The sequence below is a fragment of the Methanohalobium evestigatum Z-7303 genome (genome assembly GCF_000196655.1).
GTDB classification, from domain to species: domain Archaea; phylum Halobacteriota; class Methanosarcinia; order Methanosarcinales; family Methanosarcinaceae; genus Methanohalobium; species Methanohalobium evestigatum.
In genome coordinates this window covers 1891666-1909126 of sequence record NC_014253.1, presented here as the reverse complement: position 1 = coordinate 1909126, position 17461 = coordinate 1891666, and the positions used below count along the sequence as shown (strand labels likewise).

Below are 17461 nucleotides of genomic sequence, written 5' to 3'. Positions count from 1 at the left end.
ATTATGAATCAGAGATGTTACTGCTGGTCATCAATGGTTTGTTTAAGTTTGGACGCATTCCTCCAAAAGTTGAAACTGTTGGCTTCCTTCTCCATTTCTCGTGAATACTTATCTCAGAAAGGGTGGTAAGTATAAAGATTTACCAGTTGTTTTATGTTTTCATACGCATCTTTATCCATTTGGAGGTTCATGACGTCACCGTTTTCTTGCATGGCGTTTATAAGGTTTTCCGCAGCTTCATTTATTGATAAAGGATGATTTTTACTATCATACCCAAAACACTCCAGCATTCGGAAAATTTTAAGTGGATCAGGTGCTTCCAAGTTAAATTGTTTCAATAATTCAGGATTTGAAAATATATCATGTGGTGTTCCTGAGGCTACTATCTTTTCATTAAGAACATATACTCTATCTGTAAGATATGATATTGTATTCACATCATGAGTAGCTATTATTGTAGTAATACCTTCTTTTTCATTAAGTTCCTTGATAAATGATATGATCTCTGATTTGCTTTTTGGATCAAGATTAGCAGTTGGTTCGTCCAAAACAAGTATTTTAGGTTCCATTGAAATAACTGCAGCCAATGCAACTTTCTTTTTTTGACCAGTGCTCAAATGTTGGGGGACTTCATTTTCAAATCCTTGAAGTCCTACTCTGGTCATGGATTTTTTAACTCTTTTGTCAACTTCTTTTTTGTCCAGACCCATATTATAAGGCCCAAAAGCAACATCATCATAAACTGTCGGCATGAATAGCTGGTCATCAGGGTCTTCGAATAAAATTCCTACATATTGTATCCGGTCTTTTATATTCATTGAACTGATTGCCTGTTCAAAAATATAAACATTATCGCTATTTGATGTTTTTAATGTACCGTTTAGATGTAGCAAAAGAGTGGTTTTACCAGCACCATTTGGACCCATGATTGTAATTTTTTCTCCTTCAAAAACCTCCATGTTAACATTATCTAAGACTTTTTTACTGTTTGGATATGTGTAATCCAAATTTTTTATGGATACTGCAGTTCTTTTCATTATATCACCGGATAAATATGTACGCCAAACGCGAAGATCATCATAAAAATCGTTAACACATAGTCAGAAAACATTAAATTGTAATTTGTATCCATTCTTGGTTTCCCTTCATAACCCTTTGAAATCATCGACTTATGTACTCTTTCCCCTCTTTCATAACTTTTAACAAGTAACATTCCTATCAGGTTTCCTATAGTAGATAATCCATATCTGTTGGCTTTAATTTCAAAACCTTTTGCAGACATTGATTTTTTCATATTTTGAAATTCATCCACCAAAACAAAAATATATCGATAAGAAAATACAATCATCTGAACAACTGCATTCGGCAATTTCAACATATATAAAGCTTTTATAACGGTATCAAACCTGTTAGTGGCAAGCATTAAAAATGCAATAATTAAAGCAGCAGTAGCTCTGAGAAATATAAGTAACCCAATTTTTAACCCTTCCAGAGTAACACTTACAAAATATGAATCTATTATTATGTTACCTTCTACTGTAAAGCACATTATCACAAAAATAGCAAATATGAATATTATTGGATATTTTAAGCGTGCGTAAACAAATTCAATAGGTAATTTGGAAATAAATATCAGACTTACTGAAAACAAAACAGCAAACATAGCTACTGTCAAACTTTCGATAAAAGCAAAGGAAAATATGAGGACTGTAAATGTTATAATCTTTGCTCTGGGGTCGAAATTGTGTATTACTGATTCGATTTCTGAATATGCGTCAATCCTTGGATAGTTCATTGTTTATTTTAGTTCTCTGTTCATTTATTTATTTTCGTTTTCATATTTTTTCTTTATTTTTCTGGCATTTGCCATCATCCCAATACCTGCAATACCTGCAATGTATCCAAAACCAGATACTATTCTTGCAGGCATAGGCAGTCCATCAGTATCACTATTATTGGATGACCCATTAGATGAGGATGATGATTGAGACTCCAAAATAACCTTTTTTTCAACTTGGTGCCCAAAATCAGATGCCACTACTTTGTAAACCTCGTGTCCCTGTTTAGGTTCAAAAGAATACATTCCTTTTTCATCTGTTGACTTGTCCTCTATATAGGGTTCTTCATCATTTTCAGTAATTAAATAGACATTTACTTCAACATCTTTCATAGGGTCGCCACCACCATAATAGGCTTTGACCTTGATTTTATCAGTTGATTTTTCGATAACGTCCATATGCACGCTGTGTGCAGATGTAGCAGGAACGAAAACCATAGTTAAAATGGAGATTACCAGTAAAATTCGGTTAAAATTCAGTACCATATTTAGATGCCTCCATTGATTTTTCATTTTTATTAATTTTTATAGGCAACAATTCAGGTTTAACTTTAGAGAGATATGTCACAACAGACCCTGTGATTATTGCTTCAACTACCATTAGCGGTGCATGTGCTGCTGCAGATACCTGTGCAACACCGATAAATTCTTGACCTGTTGTTAATAGAGTTATAGAAAGCAATATAACGGTCATAAAAATAGCTGCTCCGCCACTGAAAGCACCCATTATTTTTTCAGAAATACCAAAATCATAACCTTTCTTAAATGCATAGTAACTCAAAAGAGCAGGAATACCAATATTCATTGCGTTTACACCAATAGTGGTCACTCCTCCATGCTGGAACAGGAACGCCTGTAATATGAGACCCACCACCAATGACAGATATGCAAGTGGACCAAGAACGACACCTACAAGACCATTGAAAATCATATGAACGCTTGTGGGGCCGATCGGGAGATGAATCAAGGACGCCACAAAGAAAGCAGCTGTCATTACAGAAAATTTGGGAATCTCTTCTGTGATATCAGTTTCTTGATTCATCCACCAGAGGGTTAGAAACGCTAAGACAATTGTTATCGTCCATCCACCTGTTACAACAGTAGCAGAAAGGACTCCATCTGATATGTGCATTGTTTACAATCCTCCAGATAGTCTTATTATTTAATGAATAAGTTAAAATTGCATAGGTGGTTTAAAATATTCACCCATGCTTTATTTTATTATTCATTTTCTTTTTACAAGATAGACAACTGCAAACATTCCGGATATTGCTAACAATGAACCAAATCCTGGACTCTCAACAGCTCCTTCTTGTTCAGATTCTGAAGATTTAGAACTGGATTCGCTTTCGGATGATGAACCTTCTTCATGTTCGTGGTCATGTTCTTCTCCAGTTCCAATCACATCGCTTTCAATTTCAGAAGCATGCTCTTTAAGGTGGCTTCCGATATCACCGAGTTCATGGAACTCATGGTGAATGTCTTTAGCATATTCTTTGTGTGATTGCGGTGTATTTTCTTCCACTTCATGAACAGCATCTGATTTTGAGTTCAGGAGATTGGCTAATTCATCGATGTGTTCGTTGATTTCGCTAATTTCAGTTTTTACCTTATCCTTGTTTTCATCCGGGTGTTCAATTCCTTCAAGAGTTTCGACATGACTGATGATTTCTTTTGCAATGTGTTCCATCTCGTGAGAAGATTTGTGAACTGTCTCTGCTTTTTCTCTCAGGTCATCATTTAACGATTTGTCATCAGCAACCTTTGCGGACTTAGTGTGGATGGTTCCTGCCACACTTATAATCTCATTTGCATGTTCTTCAACTTCTGCTAATGCAGAACCTTCTTCATGTTCGTGGTCATATTCTTCTCCAGTTCCAATCACATCGCTTTCAATTTCAGAAGCATGCTCTTTAAGGTGGCTTCCGATATCACCGAGTTCATGGAACTCATGGTGAATGTTTTCAGCATATTCTTTGTGTGATTGTGGTGTATTTTCTTCCACTTCATGAACAGCATCTGATTTTGAGTTCAGGAGATTGGCTAATTCATCGATGTGTTCGTTGATTTCACTAATTTCAGTTTTTACCTTATCCTTGTTTTCATCCGGGTGTTCAATACTCTCAAGAGTTTCGACATGATTGATGATTTCTTTTGCAATGTGTTCCATCTCGTGAGAAGATTTGTGAACAGTTTCTGCTTTTGTTCTCAGGTCAGCATTTAACGATTTGTCATCAGCAATCTTTGCGGACTCAGTGTGGATAGTTTCTGCCACAATTATTATCTCATTTGCATGATCTTCAACCTCAACCAGTGATTGAGAGACGTTATCATGTGAATGTCCTTCATGAGCGGAGACTGGTACACTTAAAGCAAACACAATTAAAGTTGATACTAAAATTATTCCTAATATATTGAATTTATTCATTACAATCACCTTTCATCTATTAATTTAGTAAAATTCGGTATGAAACCATGACGTAAATATAAATTAAATCAATTTGGATTTGACAAACGTACGTTAACCATATGGTTAACAAGAAGTAATAAATCCTGAAACAAGGGAACAATAAAAAATTGGGATTATTATTTGAACTAATTAAATCAAGTAAAATTGATTAATTTAAAAATGTTAAAAATAATATAGTAAAAGTAAAATTTTAAATTTTTATCAGCAACCATGAGTATAGTTTAACTATTATCTTCATGGTCTTTAATGTTAATATCGAGTTTCAACCTGGTAATAGGTTCCAGCTTTTTCCATTCTACAATAGCATCATCTTCAAAAGTACATTCATGAACGGTTTTATCTGACATTTTCCCGTTGACTTCATAAACGAAAAAACCCTCATCTCCGTCTGTAGATACGACAGCTTCTCTATCTCCTATCTTTTTTACTTCAACTGATGAGACCTTTTTGAGTATATCAAGGAGGTTAGTTCCTCTTTCAACTTCTATATCTTTGGTTGGTGCGAATTTATCCAAAATGGTATAGATGTTTTCTGTATTAACTTTTAATATATGTGAATTACCAAACTTTTGACGTTCAACAAGTTCTGCATTTTCTAATATTCTTATATGTTTTGCAGTTACTGGAACAGATATGCCTAACTCATTGGCTATACCTGTAATATGCATTTCATTATCTGCCAGTAGTTTGAGTATATTCAGTCGGGTATTGCAGCCCAAAGCTTTGAATATTTTTTTATTTTTATTGGTCTCACTCATAATATTCAACTTTTAATTATTTTAAGATTGATATTAATCAAAATTTATTTCCCAGAGCAATCATGAGCTTTTATTTTAACAATAAACAGCTGCAAGTATATTGCTTAGTCTAAATTAATTGTAATATTATTCAATTAGTTGGTATACAAGTGGAGTTTATATTTATTCAAGTTAATTTTCTTCATCCAAGTTAAAAGTCATTACTTAATATATCTCTATTTATTTGCATTACAATCGTTACCTAAATGGGTAATATACTTTAAAAACAATATTAATCTGTAATAAAATTTGTTATCTGTTAGGCAATCGAATGTGTAATATAAAAAGTCCATTATAGTTTAATATTATGTTTTATGTTATACTCTCATTAAATATTACCTATACGGGTAATATTTAATACTCAAATAATTCCTTTTAAATTGGTTGAAGTATATGGATATATTGGCGGTGAATGTAAAAATCTCTTAGAAGCTTTGTCTATTTCCAAGTGCTTTATCTCACCTTTGTGCATCGGTGTAGTTTTCCCCATGTAACCCTGCTACATTGAGTAGCAGGGTTATTTTTAAAATTGTAATAATTATATCCTTATTCCGTTCCCAAGAGCCCATACACGGACTAATGCAACTATCACCATTATGACTGAACCTAAAGCACCCAACAGTAGGATAATTTTTGATTCATCGATATCGTTTTCATCCTTTATACCCTGAAATTCTTTTCTCAGCACATAAAACATTACTGTCAGAAACAGGGGATATAATTTAACCTCCCATGAAAGTGGATAATTAAGGTTGAAATATTCAATTAAAAATACGGAAACCGAAGATACCAACCCCAGTAAAAGACAGAAATAGATGAAAACCATTACCATAAAGGGTGAAAGATTTAATTGATTTGTTTTTTTCTCAAAATATTCACTTTCATAATACATTCCGTTTTTATTCATGGATTCTCACATATCTGCAGCTGTAGTTGGATTTAACCGCTCTGATAAAGGTTTTATGTCATTACAATCTGGACAGCACTTGGATATTTTTTCTTGATGGAATACGCAATAGCTTTTCCCATCCAGTGACGGTTGTTTCGAAATTCTCTTTTATATCCGATTTCACCAAGAATTTGCAGGGCTTCAAAAGCTGTTTTATCATTTATATAACAGCTATCATCTATCTGCAGGTCAAAGAAAAATAATATCGGGAGTTTTAACCTCGTTTGTATATGTTCTGGAAGCCTATTTTCGAGTTTGTTAATGATTTCTTTTTTAAATAAATACTCTCTTCCATCTTTTGTTTTTGAAGATGGATTATCTTCTTCAAGTAGCTGGTAAAGAGTTTTCCTTGCAGTTACAATGCTGTTGTTTATTTTACCTATTTCAAGGTTCATCCATCGGTTGATAATTGAATCATCAGTAATTGAAGCTCTTCTGTCAGACATTTTAGATTTGTATCCTTTTTTCTTTGAAATTATTGAGGCTGACAATAATATAGTTTTCCATTGTTATGTAAAAAATTTAACCTGTAGTTTCGTATACTTAAATGTATTTATAAATAATGTTTTATAATAGTAAAGATTAACGTTAAATCGTTTATAACCAATTGTCCAATATAGAATTGATGATGCTTTATGAAGCTGAAATCGATAAAACGTTTGATATTAAATTTAGTGATATAAATGAAAACAAACAAAAATAAATTATCTGTATTTATAATATGTCTGTTGCTCATATTTTCCCTTGCTTCATCCGGATGTATGCAGCAAAATAGTGAGCAAACACCAAACAATAAAGAACCCACCTCTGATAAATCCAAAACGATAAAACTTGGCTCAACTACTTGGGATGATGGTCGGGCAACATCCAACATGTTCAAACATATACTGGAATCTGAAGGTTATAATGTGGAACTGGTATATGGTGACCTCGGTGGTGTATATCAGGGTTTGTCTGATAAAGACCTTGATTTTTATGTAAGTGCATGGTTGCCAGGCACACAGGGAAATTATTGGAATAGATACAGTGAAGACCTGATTATTGTAAATAACCTTTCATCGGGAGCTAGAACAGGGCTTGTAGTTCCGTCCTATGTGCCGGTGGATACTATTAATGGTTTAAAAGAAAACAGGGACAAATTCGATGGTCAGATACAGGGAATAGAGCCAGGTGCAGGCATTATGAAACAGACTGAAAATGCAATTTCTGAATACAACCTTGATTATAAATTGCAATCAAGCAGTACAGTTGCAATGTCTACTGAATTGGGTGATGCTATAAAAGATGAAGAATGGATTGTTGTAACCCTCTGGAATCCTCACTGGTCTTTTAGCCGTATGAAACAGGAGTATGGTGTAGATTTGAAATATCTTGAAGATCCAAAGAGTGTTTATGGTGAAAGCGATGATATAACCATGATAGCAAGAGAAGGTTTCAAAGAGGATTATCCAAAAATTTATAAACTGGCATCAGATTCCAGTATGGGTATATCAGAAATAGAATCCATGATGCTTGATATAGAAAATGGTATGAGTCCTGCAGATGCAGCTCAAAAATGGATTGACAACAATCCTGAAAAAGTAAATAAATGGCTTGGCAAATGAAATCCATCCCATTTTTACTTTATTAATTTTTGTAATTGTTCATATTTACAGTATTTTCAACCTCTTTTTTCAATAATCTGGGTTATTGAGTCAGTATCCTTCCTTTATGGCTTTTTACTGGTCTTTAATTGTTCAATTAAAGTCTATGAAAAAATTAATATATCATTACTTGTTTGGAGCTATGGTTACTCTCAATAAAAATAGTGAAAAGTGGTGAAAATGCTCTCTGAACAAGTACAGGTCCCTTATAACAAAAAAATAAACAAAATACACCGTTTTGGATGTAAGCCCGTAGCAGAATTGATATCCTATACAGATGGAACTTCTTGCCTCATTAACAGAATTACAGGAGATGAAGAAGTGTTTGAAGAGGAAAAAAAGGATTTAGCCTTCTCAATAGCTCAATCAATATCTGAAAAATACGATATAGACAATCCTACAACAGGGGGATGGTGAATTCAACCATCCTTTTTATTAAAATTATTTTTGTTTAATCTGATAGTCATAGTCCCATGATATACCCAGTTTGTCTTCATAGGATTTTAAAAACATCTCCCAGTATTTTCTGGCGGTATTAATTTTGTCATTTTCAAATTCATTCCACCATTTCATGTTGCCGAATTCTTTTGCACCATAAGCAACAATATCCAAAACTCTGTGGCTGTCCCAGAACGAAGGTTTTATCCCGGCTTTTTTATCGTATTCTACCATTTTTTTAATAATTTCTTCATTGTGGCTTTTATCTATGTCAATATCCCATGCTTTTTTCAAAAGCAATGGTATGACCTCGGTTGCCCAATTTCTGTGAAATCTACACATCCCGGTATTTTCAGAATAGAGTTCATATACAGCTTTTTTGAAACATTCTTCTGCCAGAGTTTCTGGGTCGAAAAATCCAAACTGATAATAGGTGAGATATTTACCCTGTATTGGAACAGGCACAAAATTTCCAACTGCCCAGTACATAGTTGGAGCGATACATCCATCTTCGCCGAAGGGCACATAGACTGCAAAATCTTTGTAGCTATTATAACCAGAACTATGATTTTTAATTCTTTCTTTAAACATCTCATCAAATTTGCTGGCGGATTTCCTTATTCCCTGTCTCAAGACTTTACAAACTTCAGTTTTACCATAAGCTACATTATCGGCAAGTTCTGCTACGAGATTTGCGTTTATTTCTGAATCTTTTTCATAATCAAAATTTTTCATGTCAAATCTTGGGTTAGCGGATAGTCCAAGTTCTTTTGATGATAAGAGCCTTTCAGATATCAGTTCAAGTATCCATGCTGAAAGATTGCCAAACTCTATGGCATCAATCCCTATAGTATCGATTTTTTTTACCGAGACATCCGTTTTGTGAATCTCATATGAACCAGCCAGAGGACCATCTGCTTCGTAAGGCTCATAATCAACATGTTGTCCTTTACGATGTTTTTTACATACCACAGGACAGGGCTCTCCACAGGTAGTCCAGTTTCTTGGTTCCATAGATTCTTTGTTGAATGGTTTCCAGTATTTATCTAACAATTTTTCATGGATGTTTATCCTTTCATCTCTGGGCATGTAAATCATTTTCCAGTTCATTAAGGGTATGAATTCACCCAGACAATGAATATTGGAACCAAATGTGCCCCCACTTTCTATTTTTGGATTATATCTGTATTTGGTGGTTCTTTTTTTGATGACCTTTATATATGATTCATTGTAATATGTGTCAAGAATATCCTTGACGTTATCCAAATCTGAAAGGTCTACACCAGGGAATATTCTTTCCATTTCTCCTCCAAAAACAATGCCGGCAACACCATGGCCCTGATATAAAACAGAGCCGCTCCCTCCTCTACCAGCCCATTCTTCAGAACCTACAACCATTTCATTGTTTTTTAAAGTGGCTGAAAATGTTGCGCCCATGTTGGAATATAAAGAACCAGGACCAACGACCATACATCTATAATCATTATTATACTTGGATGAAAAGTTGCTTATTAAATATTCAGATAATGCGTAAACACCTTCTTTACCATTGTATCCTTTGTAGACATTTAGCAATTTGTTTTCTGTAATTTCGTGAAACTCTACATCTACATATCCTTCTTTTCTGCCTTTTAGTACTATGATTGATGGTTTTTCTGACCTCCCTTCAATTGTTACATAATCAACACCCACTCTTTTGAATACATGTGCTGCACCACCCAGTGCAGAAACAAAAAAACCTTTCCAAAGCGGTGAACGGAAGGAAAATATTAATCTTTGAGTACCGGGAAGTTTGCTTCCAGCAAGTTTACCCAGACCAAAACACAATACATTGTTTTTACTATATTCTGAGTATTCATAACTTCTGTAGTCAAAATGGTTCTTCAATCCCCAGTCCACCGGTCCTACTATATCTTTATCAACAAAACTAACGGTTTTGGTTTTATCACAAGGGTTTAGGGATAGCGACCTAACCTTGTAGTTTTTCTTTTCTTCTGAAACACTCAATAAATTCACACTCCCATGATATACGTAAAACTATTGAGATACCCCTATAATAGTTAAGTGTAGCTCATATTAAATTTGTTGAAGAAAAATGCAATTATTCAAAGACTAACTTTACAATAAAAATAGTGTATGGCGGACCCGGTGGGATTTGAACCCACGACCTCCGGGTTAGAAGCCCGGTGCTATATCCTGGCTAAGCCACGGGACCTTATGCCACAGATAGCAGAGATACTCAATTGTTGTTTATCCATAAAAGGTTTTTTGTTGTATCTTCCATTAATCCGTCTGTAATAATTGTTTTCTTCTGTTGAGTTTACAAATATACATATATAACATTGAAAATATCGAAAGTGATATGAATAATATAAAAATAGCATTGGATGAGGCTTAAACAGATGAGCGAGTTATTGATTTATTTCAACGGTGAGTTTGTTCCAAAATCCCAGGCGACGACATCGATATATGATCACGGGTTCCTCTATGGAGATGGTGTTTTTGAAGGTATCAGAGCCTACAATGGTCGGGTTTTCAAACTGGATGAACATATTGATAGACTGTACGACTCTGCGAAGGCTATTGTACTGGACATACCATTGACAAAGAATGAGATGAAAGAGGCAATACTTCAAACATTGAGAAAGAACAACCTTATGGATGCCTATATCCGCCCGATTGTATCAAGAGGAATCGGAGATCTTGGACTTGACCCGAGAAAATGTACAAAACCAAATGTATTCATTATAACCCAACAATGGGATGCGCTCTATGGCGACCTTTACGAAGTGGGACTTACTGCAGTAACGGTAACAACCCGCAGGAACGCTCCGGACGCGCTTTCTCCAAATATAAAATCTATGAATTATCTCAACAATATACTGGCTAAAGTTGAGGCGAATAATAAAGGTGGAGATGAGGCTATATTCCTGGACAACAATGGATATGTTTCTGAAGGCTCAGGAGACAATATATTTGCAGTAAATAATGGTAAAGTTTACACACCACCGACCATCAACAATCTGAAAGGGATTACAAGGGCGGTTTCAATTGAGATTTTAAAGGACATGGGATATGAGGTTAATGAACAGCACATGGGATTGTTCGATTTATATACTGCAGATGAGATTTTTGTAACAGGTACAGCAGCTGAAGCAGCTCCTATAACTCAGATAGATGGACGAAGTATAGGTGACGGAAAACCCGGAAAGGTGACCAACAAAGTTATTGAGGCTTTTAAAGAAGTCACGAGAAACAACGGAACACCTATATACCCTGAAAACGAGGTTAAAGTTTAAAAACTCTTATATTTTATTTTAAAAAATCATGGCACATAAAGAATTTAGAACGTTGATTCCTGTGGATGAAGCACACAGGTTGTTAAAACAAATCCCTATTAATCATTCCACAAAATCTCTTCCTTTGGAGGAAGCACTGGGATATACCTTAGCGGAACATGTTGTTTCAAGTATAGATGTACCATCGTTTGATAAATCAATAATGGATGGGTATGCTGTTCGTGCAGATGATACCTATCAGGCAGGAGAAACAAATCCATTAACTCTATGTTTTACAGGTTCAATAGATGCTGGATTTGTTGGCGACTTTTATTTAAACAAGGGTGAAGCGATGTCCATAGCTACAGGAGCACCAATACCCTACGGTGCTGATGCAGTGGTGAAAGTGGAAGATACAAAAAGAGCAAACAGTAAGGTATCGGTTTACAGACCTGTTCATACCGGTGAGAATATCATGTCCAGAGGTTCGGATATTATGAGGGGTGAACAGGTGCTTTGTCGAAATACACGGATAGGTTCACGTGAGATAGGAGTTCTTTCAGCGATAGGAAAGCGGTATATTGATGTTGATACAATAAAAGTGGGTATTATTTCTACCGGGAATGAATTGACTACTCCTGGAAATCCTCTGGATAAAGGGATGATTTATGATACAAATTCTTATGCCCTTTCTGCAAGTGTTAAAGAGTGCGGTGCAACACCAGTAATGTATGGAATTGTGGAAGATGAAGAAAAGGCAATGTTTAATGCAATAAACAGAGCTGTGCAGGAATGCAACCTTGTCCTTACTTCCGGCAGCACATCTGCAGGTGCTGGAGATATTATGTATAAGGTAATAGAGGAGAAGGGTAGAACCCTGTTTCATGGAATTAATATCAAACCCGGTAAACCGGTTGTTGCAGGTATGATAAATGGTGTACCTACTATAGGGCTTCCAGGAAACCCTACATCAGCACTAACTATATTCAATGAGTTCATAGCACCTCTTATTCATAATTCACAGGATACGTTTGACAGTACTAAAGATGAATTGACAGTTACTGCTGTTCTTGGAACTGGTATAAATTCGCAGGGTAGACAGCAACTACTTCCGGTGGGAATGGTACGTGGGAAAGTATACCCTGCTGATAAAGGGTCAGGGGCAATAACTACCCTTGCCGATGCAGACGGATTTATAGAAATTTCAGCAGAAACCGAATATATAGAATCCGGTACATCCGTGAATGTAACACTGTTTGGAAATGTGGATGAGCCAGATTTGTTGTTTGCAGGTGGATATTGTCCGGGAATAGAAATCCTTGAAGAACTTTCAGGGCTTAAATTCAGGGTATTGAATAATGGTTCTTCTGGAGGTTTTAGTTCTGTATCAACAGGTTTTTCAGATATTGCAGGAATAAATATGCCGGATGATTCTGGTAATTATAACATATCTATGATCGAGAAAATGAAATTATCTGATGTGGTACTTGTCAAAGGTTACAAGAGGGAACAGGGTTTAATCGTTCGCCAAAATAGTGATATTTCTGGAATTGATGATATACTGGACAAACGACTGATAAATCGTAATAGAGGCACAGGGACACGAAGTTTACTGGATTTGAACCTTAAACAATTTGCTGATAAGATGGGGATGTCATTTAATAATTTAAAGGAATCTCTTGCAGGATATAACAGTGGGGCAAAAACACATCTTGCAGTTTGTAATGCTGTCAAGGAAGGATTCGCAGATGTGGGTTTTGGTCTTAGAACTATGGCTGAAAATTCAGGGTTAAAATTTATTAGTATTTGTGAAGAAGAATTTGATTTCCTGGTTCAAAAAGAAGCAATGGATTTAACTGAAATAAAGACATTGATTTCCTGCATTTCATCAAAATCTTTTGCTGATAATCTTCCATCTGGAATTTCAGTCTACGAACGAACTGGTGAAATAATTGAGTTTTAATCATCAGTTTTATAAATTATAACCGATACAATAAAAATACGATTTTTCAATTAGACTTCTATATGGATAAAAACCTTTTTTATTTTTGAAGCAGTGTCGGGGTACAAAATGAGTATACAGGAAGAGATAAATAAAGTACAGGAAGAAATAAAAAATACCCCATATAACAAGGCAACATCTCATCACATAGGTCGGCTCAAGGCAAAGCTTGCACGTCTTCGGGATGAGGCAGAGAGAAAGGAATCCGGTAAATCCAAAGGAGCAGGATACTCTGTAAAACGATCTGGTGATGCTACAGTATCGCTGGTTGGTTTTCCATCAGTGGGTAAATCCACCCTTTTAAATAAATTAACAGGAGCACAGTCTGAAGTAGCAGATTACGAATTTACAACACTTGAGGTAATACCCGGTGTACTGGAATATAAGGGTGCAAAAATACAGATGCTGGATGTTCCGGGACTTGTGAAAGGAGCCGCATCGGGAAGAGGTAGAGGAAAGGAAGTAATATCGGTTATTAGAAACTCAAACCTTGTAGTCTTTATTCTGGACGTTTTCCAGATATATCAGTATGATGTATTGAAACAGGAACTGTACGATGCGGGTGTTCGTATTAATGAAAATCCACCTGATGTTACAATAAAGAGAATGGATCGTGGAGGCGTAATTGTAGACAGTACGGTAGACCTTGATTATCTTTCAGTTGATACTATAAAAACGGTCCTTGGCGAATACAAGATTCATAATGCACATGTTTTAATCAGGGAGAATATAACAGTAGACCAGCTTATAGATGCAGTGCTTGAAAACAGAGTATATATACCGGGATTGCCGATAATTAATAAAGTGGATTTGGCTGACGAGGGTACAATAGAATATTGTGTACAGACTTTCCCTGAAGCTATTATGATATCTGCAGACCAGGAGATGAATATAGAAGGTGTAAAAGAGGGAATCTTTTCATCGATTGATTTTATAAGGGTTTATATGAAGCCCCAAGGAGAATCTGCAGATTTGGAAGAACCAATGATTATAAGAAAAGGTTCTACTGTAGAGGATGTTTGTGAAAGCCTCCATAGGGATTTTAAAAAGAAATTCAGATACGCAAGAATATGGGGCTCATCAGCAAAGCATCCCGGTCAGAGAGCAGGAATCGATCATGTATTGCATGATAAGGACATACTTAGCCTTATAATCCAAAAATAATATTTTTTATAATATGAAAACTTTCAGGATCATGTCCTGAAATTTGCATAACAATTAAGTATTAGTGTGTCTGTATGGTATAAGGCAAAGTAGTCCCGTTGGGTAGCGGTCAATCCTGCAGGCCTTTGGAGCCTGCGACGGCGGTTCGAATCCGCCCGGGACTACCATTTTTTATTTTTGAAAAGCCTGTATTTTGTAGTTTTAACTTACTGGGAAATGGATTTTTAATTACCAATAAAATGCTGTAACTAGTGAACAATATGATTAATTTTCATATTGTTTTTGAGTATTTTTGCATAAAAAATAGATACCACCAGAGTAGGTGGTTGTTTAAATCATTCGTTTTTTGTTTCTGACTCTTTTAGTTCCCTTAGTTCACTGAATAACGATTCAAGTTTAGCCCTTTCAAATGGTAGTGTGCCCTCATGCAACTCTTTTCTTAGAGAGATAACAAGACAGTAAAGCATTAATGCCATAATTATCATGAACGGGAATCCTCCAATAAGAGATGCGGTCTGCAGGGCTGCCAATCCTCCAGCAAGAAGTAGAATTGCAGCAAACGCACCTTCCATAACTCCCCAGATAATGCGCAGTGGGAGAGGAGGATTAGGGTTGCCTTTTGAGGTAAGCATACCGATAACATATGTCCCCGAGTCTGATGACGTTATGAAGAATACCGCCACAGAAATCATGGCTACTGCTATAAGTATACCTGATATCGGGAAATGGCTGAGCGCTGTAAAGAATCCTAACGCTTCATCCTGGGCAACCACATCACCAATACCTGCTGCGCCAAAGTGTTGGATATACAAAGCAGCTCCTCCAAATACGCTGAACCATATCATACTGACAAGAGTAGGTACAAGCATGACACCGATTACAAAACTGCGTATTGTCCTTCCTCTTGAAACTCTTGCTATAAACGAACCAACAAAAGGTGACCAGGCAATCCACCATGCCCAGTAGAAGATAGTCCAATCACCATGCCATCCTTCAGGACTAACACCTGCAGGGTCTATACTGAATGACATAAAGAGGAAATTTTGTAAATATTCCCCAATGGAATGAGTGAACAAATCAAGTATAAATAGTGTAGGACCTACTATTAATATAAAAATAAGCAATAGTGCTGCAGCAGTTATATTTATTTCACTAAGCCATTTTATACCTCTATCGATACCTGTTACAGTGGACATAACTGCCAAAATGGTAACAACTGTAATTATGGAAAGCCAAAGTATGGAGTTGCTGGGTATTCCAAATAAGGATTCCAGACCTCCTCCTATCTGTATAACACCCAGTCCAAGTGTAGTGGATATACCAAATAATGTTGCTAGGACACCGATTGTATTAATGATTATACCCCAGGGACCATCGATACCCTTGCGACCCAGAATGGGTTCTAAACATGAGCTTAACAGCATTGGAAGCCCCTTTCGATATGAAAAGTACGCCAGTGATCCTGCAACAACTGCATATATAGCCCATGGATGAAAACCCCAATGGAAGAAAGAGTACCTTATAGCAGTATAAATCGCTTCATTCGTTCCTCCCTCGCCCAGTGGTGGCACCATGTAGTGTAAGATAGGCTCTGAGACACCCCAAAAAAGCAAACCTATACCCATACCACAGCTAAACAGCATGGAGAACCATGCCATATATGAATAAGCAGGTTCTTCATCATCCCCTCCGAGTTTTATATCTCCCATTGGGCTTAACATCAAATATACAATCAAAAACAGGAATGTACTACTTCCAAGAATAAATGTCCATCCCAGAGTATCTACAATCCAATTGAATGTCAAATCCATTCTATCACTAAATGGTTCTTGGAATACAATCCCGATAATAACAAATCCGACTGCCAAAGCAATCGAAACCAAAAATGTAGGTGTTTTAAGAGTATCTGTAAATGAGCTCAATCCTTTCTGTTTGCGTACCATTGTTTTACCTCGATTATTGTATAAAATTAATAGATTAAAAACCGGTTAACTTGAATAACAGCATTTATCTGTCGGTTATTTAGGTAAGGGATACTCATATATTCTATTATTTTTAACCAACTATTTTAAACTAATTTTTTAATGTAAACACTTTAAATGAAACTTAGTTGACGATATATAAATATTGTATTTGATTGAATTAAAAATATATTTTTTAAAAATCGATTAATAATTGTCAGTTTATAGTTATTTTGTGAAAGTGCTATCCTTACTAATACTATCAAACCCTACTCCTTTTTATCTGTGGATTATTTGAGACAATATATTTATACCCAATGAAATGGACACATAATAACATAATAGAAAGGGGTTATATCTATGGACACCGAAAAAGAAGATGATGGTCAACCGTTAAGTAACATCCTTGTGTCCGATACATCAGATGTAGAGGAACTTGAAAGCCTTTTTAATGTTGAAGAAGAATATGATGTATACTTGGATGCTGTAGAATTTTCGATTGCGCATTATTATTGTGAAAAAAATCCGGAATTAAAAGATGATGATGTAATTACAGTACTACTTAATATAAAAAACAATTACGATAAAGGTATTGAATCATTTAGTGGTCTGGAAAGAGATATTATTGAGAACCTAAAAGATACCATCAATGAAAAGCCCATAACTCATCATGAATTTAAACTGGTGATTGATTATATATTGTGGTCGATAAGAAACAGGTCATGGATGGAAGATGATCAGGCTTATGTTAAATGGGTATCTTATTATTGTGATGTGTTTACAGATAAAGAGGAAGAAGAGTATAAAGAATATATTATGAAAGTGGCAGATGAACTTGGATTGTCAAAAGAGGATACAGATACGATACTAACAAAACAAAAATCTCTACAATAAAACAGTCAAAAGTTTTAAAATTAAAAAC

At 35.5% G+C, this 17461-nt stretch carries 16 protein-coding genes and 2 tRNA genes; 7 read left to right on the top strand and 11 right to left on the bottom strand.

Features of this window, described 5'->3' with window-relative positions; genetic code table 11:
- Nucleotides 1-113: 113 nt before the first annotated feature.
- From METEV_RS09515 to METEV_RS09480, 8 genes are all read right to left on the bottom strand, one after another.
- Complete coding sequence (locus METEV_RS09515; RefSeq protein WP_013195293.1) at nucleotides 114-1037, bottom strand: energy-coupling factor ABC transporter ATP-binding protein; 924 nt, start codon at nucleotides 1035-1037, stop codon at nucleotides 114-116.
- Complete coding sequence (cbiQ, locus tag METEV_RS09510) at nucleotides 1037-1795, bottom strand: cobalt ECF transporter T component CbiQ (RefSeq protein WP_013195292.1); 759 nt, start codon at nucleotides 1793-1795, stop codon at nucleotides 1037-1039. The genes METEV_RS09515 and cbiQ overlap by 1 nt, the downstream gene beginning before the upstream one ends.
- A 24-nt stretch (nucleotides 1796-1819) precedes the next feature.
- A complete protein-coding gene (locus METEV_RS09505; protein ID WP_013195291.1) occupies nucleotides 1820-2323 on the bottom strand; it encodes a hypothetical protein in 504 nt (167 codons plus the stop codon).
- Nucleotides 2307-2969 (bottom strand): cobalt transporter CbiM, encoded by a 663-nt coding sequence (cbiM, locus tag METEV_RS09500; RefSeq protein WP_013195290.1) that lies wholly within the window; start codon nucleotides 2967-2969, stop codon nucleotides 2307-2309. The genes METEV_RS09505 and cbiM overlap by 17 nt, the downstream gene beginning before the upstream one ends.
- A 93-nt stretch (nucleotides 2970-3062) precedes the next feature.
- Entirely contained in the window at nucleotides 3063-4265 is a 1203-nt protein-coding gene (locus METEV_RS09495; protein ID WP_013195289.1) for a PGF-CTERM sorting domain-containing protein, read from the bottom strand.
- A 263-nt stretch (nucleotides 4266-4528) separates the two neighbouring features.
- On the bottom strand, nucleotides 4529-5065 hold the full coding sequence (locus METEV_RS09490; protein WP_013195288.1) for a metalloregulator ArsR/SmtB family transcription factor: 537 nt from the start codon (nucleotides 5063-5065) through the stop codon (nucleotides 4529-4531).
- Nucleotides 5066-5642: 577 nt separating this feature from the next.
- Nucleotides 5643-6011, bottom strand: coding sequence for a hypothetical protein (locus METEV_RS09485; RefSeq protein ID WP_013195286.1), 369 nt, complete (start codon nucleotides 6009-6011; stop codon nucleotides 5643-5645).
- Nucleotides 6012-6064: 53 nt separating this feature from the next.
- Nucleotides 6065-6544, bottom strand: a complete 480-nt coding sequence (locus METEV_RS09480) for a DUF61 family protein (RefSeq protein ID WP_232216851.1) — start codon at nucleotides 6542-6544, stop codon at nucleotides 6065-6067.
- A gap of 192 nt (nucleotides 6545-6736) precedes the next feature.
- On the opposite strand from METEV_RS09480, the gene METEV_RS09475 reads away from it, so the two are divergent.
- Nucleotides 6737-7657 carry a glycine betaine ABC transporter substrate-binding protein gene (locus tag METEV_RS09475; protein WP_013195284.1) on the top strand — a complete coding sequence of 307 codons (921 nt, stop codon included), beginning with the start codon at nucleotides 6737-6739 and terminating at the stop codon, nucleotides 7655-7657.
- A gap of 219 nt (nucleotides 7658-7876) precedes the next feature.
- The gene (locus tag METEV_RS09470; protein ID WP_013195283.1) at nucleotides 7877-8113 is read left to right on the top strand and encodes a hypothetical protein; all 237 of its coding nucleotides are present in this window, start codon (nucleotides 7877-7879) and stop codon (nucleotides 8111-8113) included.
- 24 nt (nucleotides 8114-8137) lie between these two features.
- Here the strand turns inward: METEV_RS09470 and METEV_RS09465 are convergent, their stop codons facing one another.
- Together METEV_RS09465 and METEV_RS09460 are read right to left on the bottom strand one after the other, a co-directional pair.
- On the bottom strand, nucleotides 8138-10150 hold the full coding sequence (locus METEV_RS09465; protein ID WP_394296166.1) for an aldehyde ferredoxin oxidoreductase N-terminal domain-containing protein: 2013 nt from the start codon (nucleotides 10148-10150) through the stop codon (nucleotides 8138-8140).
- A 121-nt stretch (nucleotides 10151-10271) separates the two neighbouring features.
- A tRNA-Arg gene (locus METEV_RS09460) sits at nucleotides 10272-10349 on the bottom strand.
- A 187-nt stretch (nucleotides 10350-10536) separates the two neighbouring features.
- Between METEV_RS09460 and ilvE the strand changes: the two genes are divergently transcribed.
- The 4 genes from ilvE to METEV_RS09440 all read left to right on the top strand — a co-directional run bounded on the left by ilvE (nucleotide 10537) and on the right by METEV_RS09440 (nucleotide 14745).
- Nucleotides 10537-11433, top strand: a complete 897-nt coding sequence (ilvE, locus tag METEV_RS09455) for a branched-chain-amino-acid transaminase (protein ID WP_013195281.1) — start codon at nucleotides 10537-10539, stop codon at nucleotides 11431-11433.
- 28 nt (nucleotides 11434-11461) lie between these two features.
- A complete protein-coding gene (locus METEV_RS09450; protein WP_013195280.1) occupies nucleotides 11462-13375 on the top strand; it encodes a molybdopterin biosynthesis protein in 1914 nt (637 codons plus the stop codon).
- Nucleotides 13376-13483: 108 nt separating this feature from the next.
- Nucleotides 13484-14578, top strand: a complete 1095-nt coding sequence (locus tag METEV_RS09445; RefSeq protein ID WP_013195279.1) for an OBG GTPase family GTP-binding protein — start codon at nucleotides 13484-13486, stop codon at nucleotides 14576-14578.
- Nucleotides 14579-14669: 91 nt separating this feature from the next.
- Nucleotides 14670-14745 (top strand) — tRNA-Gln (locus METEV_RS09440).
- Between the two features lie 168 nt (nucleotides 14746-14913).
- Here METEV_RS09440 and METEV_RS09435 read toward each other — a convergent pair.
- Nucleotides 14914-16521, bottom strand: coding sequence for a BCCT family transporter (locus METEV_RS09435; RefSeq protein WP_013195278.1), 1608 nt, complete (start codon nucleotides 16519-16521; stop codon nucleotides 14914-14916).
- Nucleotides 16522-16899: 378 nt separating this feature from the next.
- Between METEV_RS09435 and METEV_RS09430 the strand changes: the two genes are divergently transcribed.
- Entirely contained in the window at nucleotides 16900-17433 is a 534-nt protein-coding gene (locus METEV_RS09430) for a hypothetical protein (RefSeq protein ID WP_013195277.1), read from the top strand.
- Nucleotides 17434-17461: the final 28 nt, after the last annotated feature.

Coding starts and splice junctions, on each gene's coding strand:
- METEV_RS09450 (WP_013195280.1), top strand. CDS start 11,462: ATGGCACATAAAGAATTTAGAACGTTGATTCCTGTGGATGAAGCACAC.
- METEV_RS09475 (WP_013195284.1), top strand. CDS start 6,737: ATGAAAACAAACAAAAATAAATTATCTGTATTTATAATATGTCTGTTG.
- METEV_RS09445 (WP_013195279.1), top strand. CDS start 13,484: ATGAGTATACAGGAAGAGATAAATAAAGTACAGGAAGAAATAAAAAAT.
- METEV_RS09515 (WP_013195293.1), bottom strand. CDS start 1,037: ATGAAAAGAACTGCAGTATCCATAAAAAATTTGGATTACACATATCCA.
- METEV_RS09470 (WP_013195283.1), top strand. CDS start 7,877: ATGCTCTCTGAACAAGTACAGGTCCCTTATAACAAAAAAATAAACAAA.
- METEV_RS09490 (WP_013195288.1), bottom strand. CDS start 5,065: ATGAGTGAGACCAATAAAAATAAAAAAATATTCAAAGCTTTGGGCTGC.
- cbiM (WP_013195290.1), bottom strand. CDS start 2,969: ATGCACATATCAGATGGAGTCCTTTCTGCTACTGTTGTAACAGGTGGA.
- METEV_RS09435 (WP_013195278.1), bottom strand. CDS start 16,521: ATGGTACGCAAACAGAAAGGATTGAGCTCATTTACAGATACTCTTAAA.
- METEV_RS09485 (WP_013195286.1), bottom strand. CDS start 6,011: ATGAATAAAAACGGAATGTATTATGAAAGTGAATATTTTGAGAAAAAA.
- METEV_RS09430 (WP_013195277.1), top strand. CDS start 16,900: ATGGACACCGAAAAAGAAGATGATGGTCAACCGTTAAGTAACATCCTT.
- ilvE (WP_013195281.1), top strand. CDS start 10,537: ATGAGCGAGTTATTGATTTATTTCAACGGTGAGTTTGTTCCAAAATCC.
- cbiQ (WP_013195292.1), bottom strand. CDS start 1,795: ATGAACTATCCAAGGATTGACGCATATTCAGAAATCGAATCAGTAATA.
- METEV_RS09495 (WP_013195289.1), bottom strand. CDS start 4,265: ATGAATAAATTCAATATATTAGGAATAATTTTAGTATCAACTTTAATT.
- METEV_RS09505 (WP_013195291.1), bottom strand. CDS start 2,323: ATGGTACTGAATTTTAACCGAATTTTACTGGTAATCTCCATTTTAACT.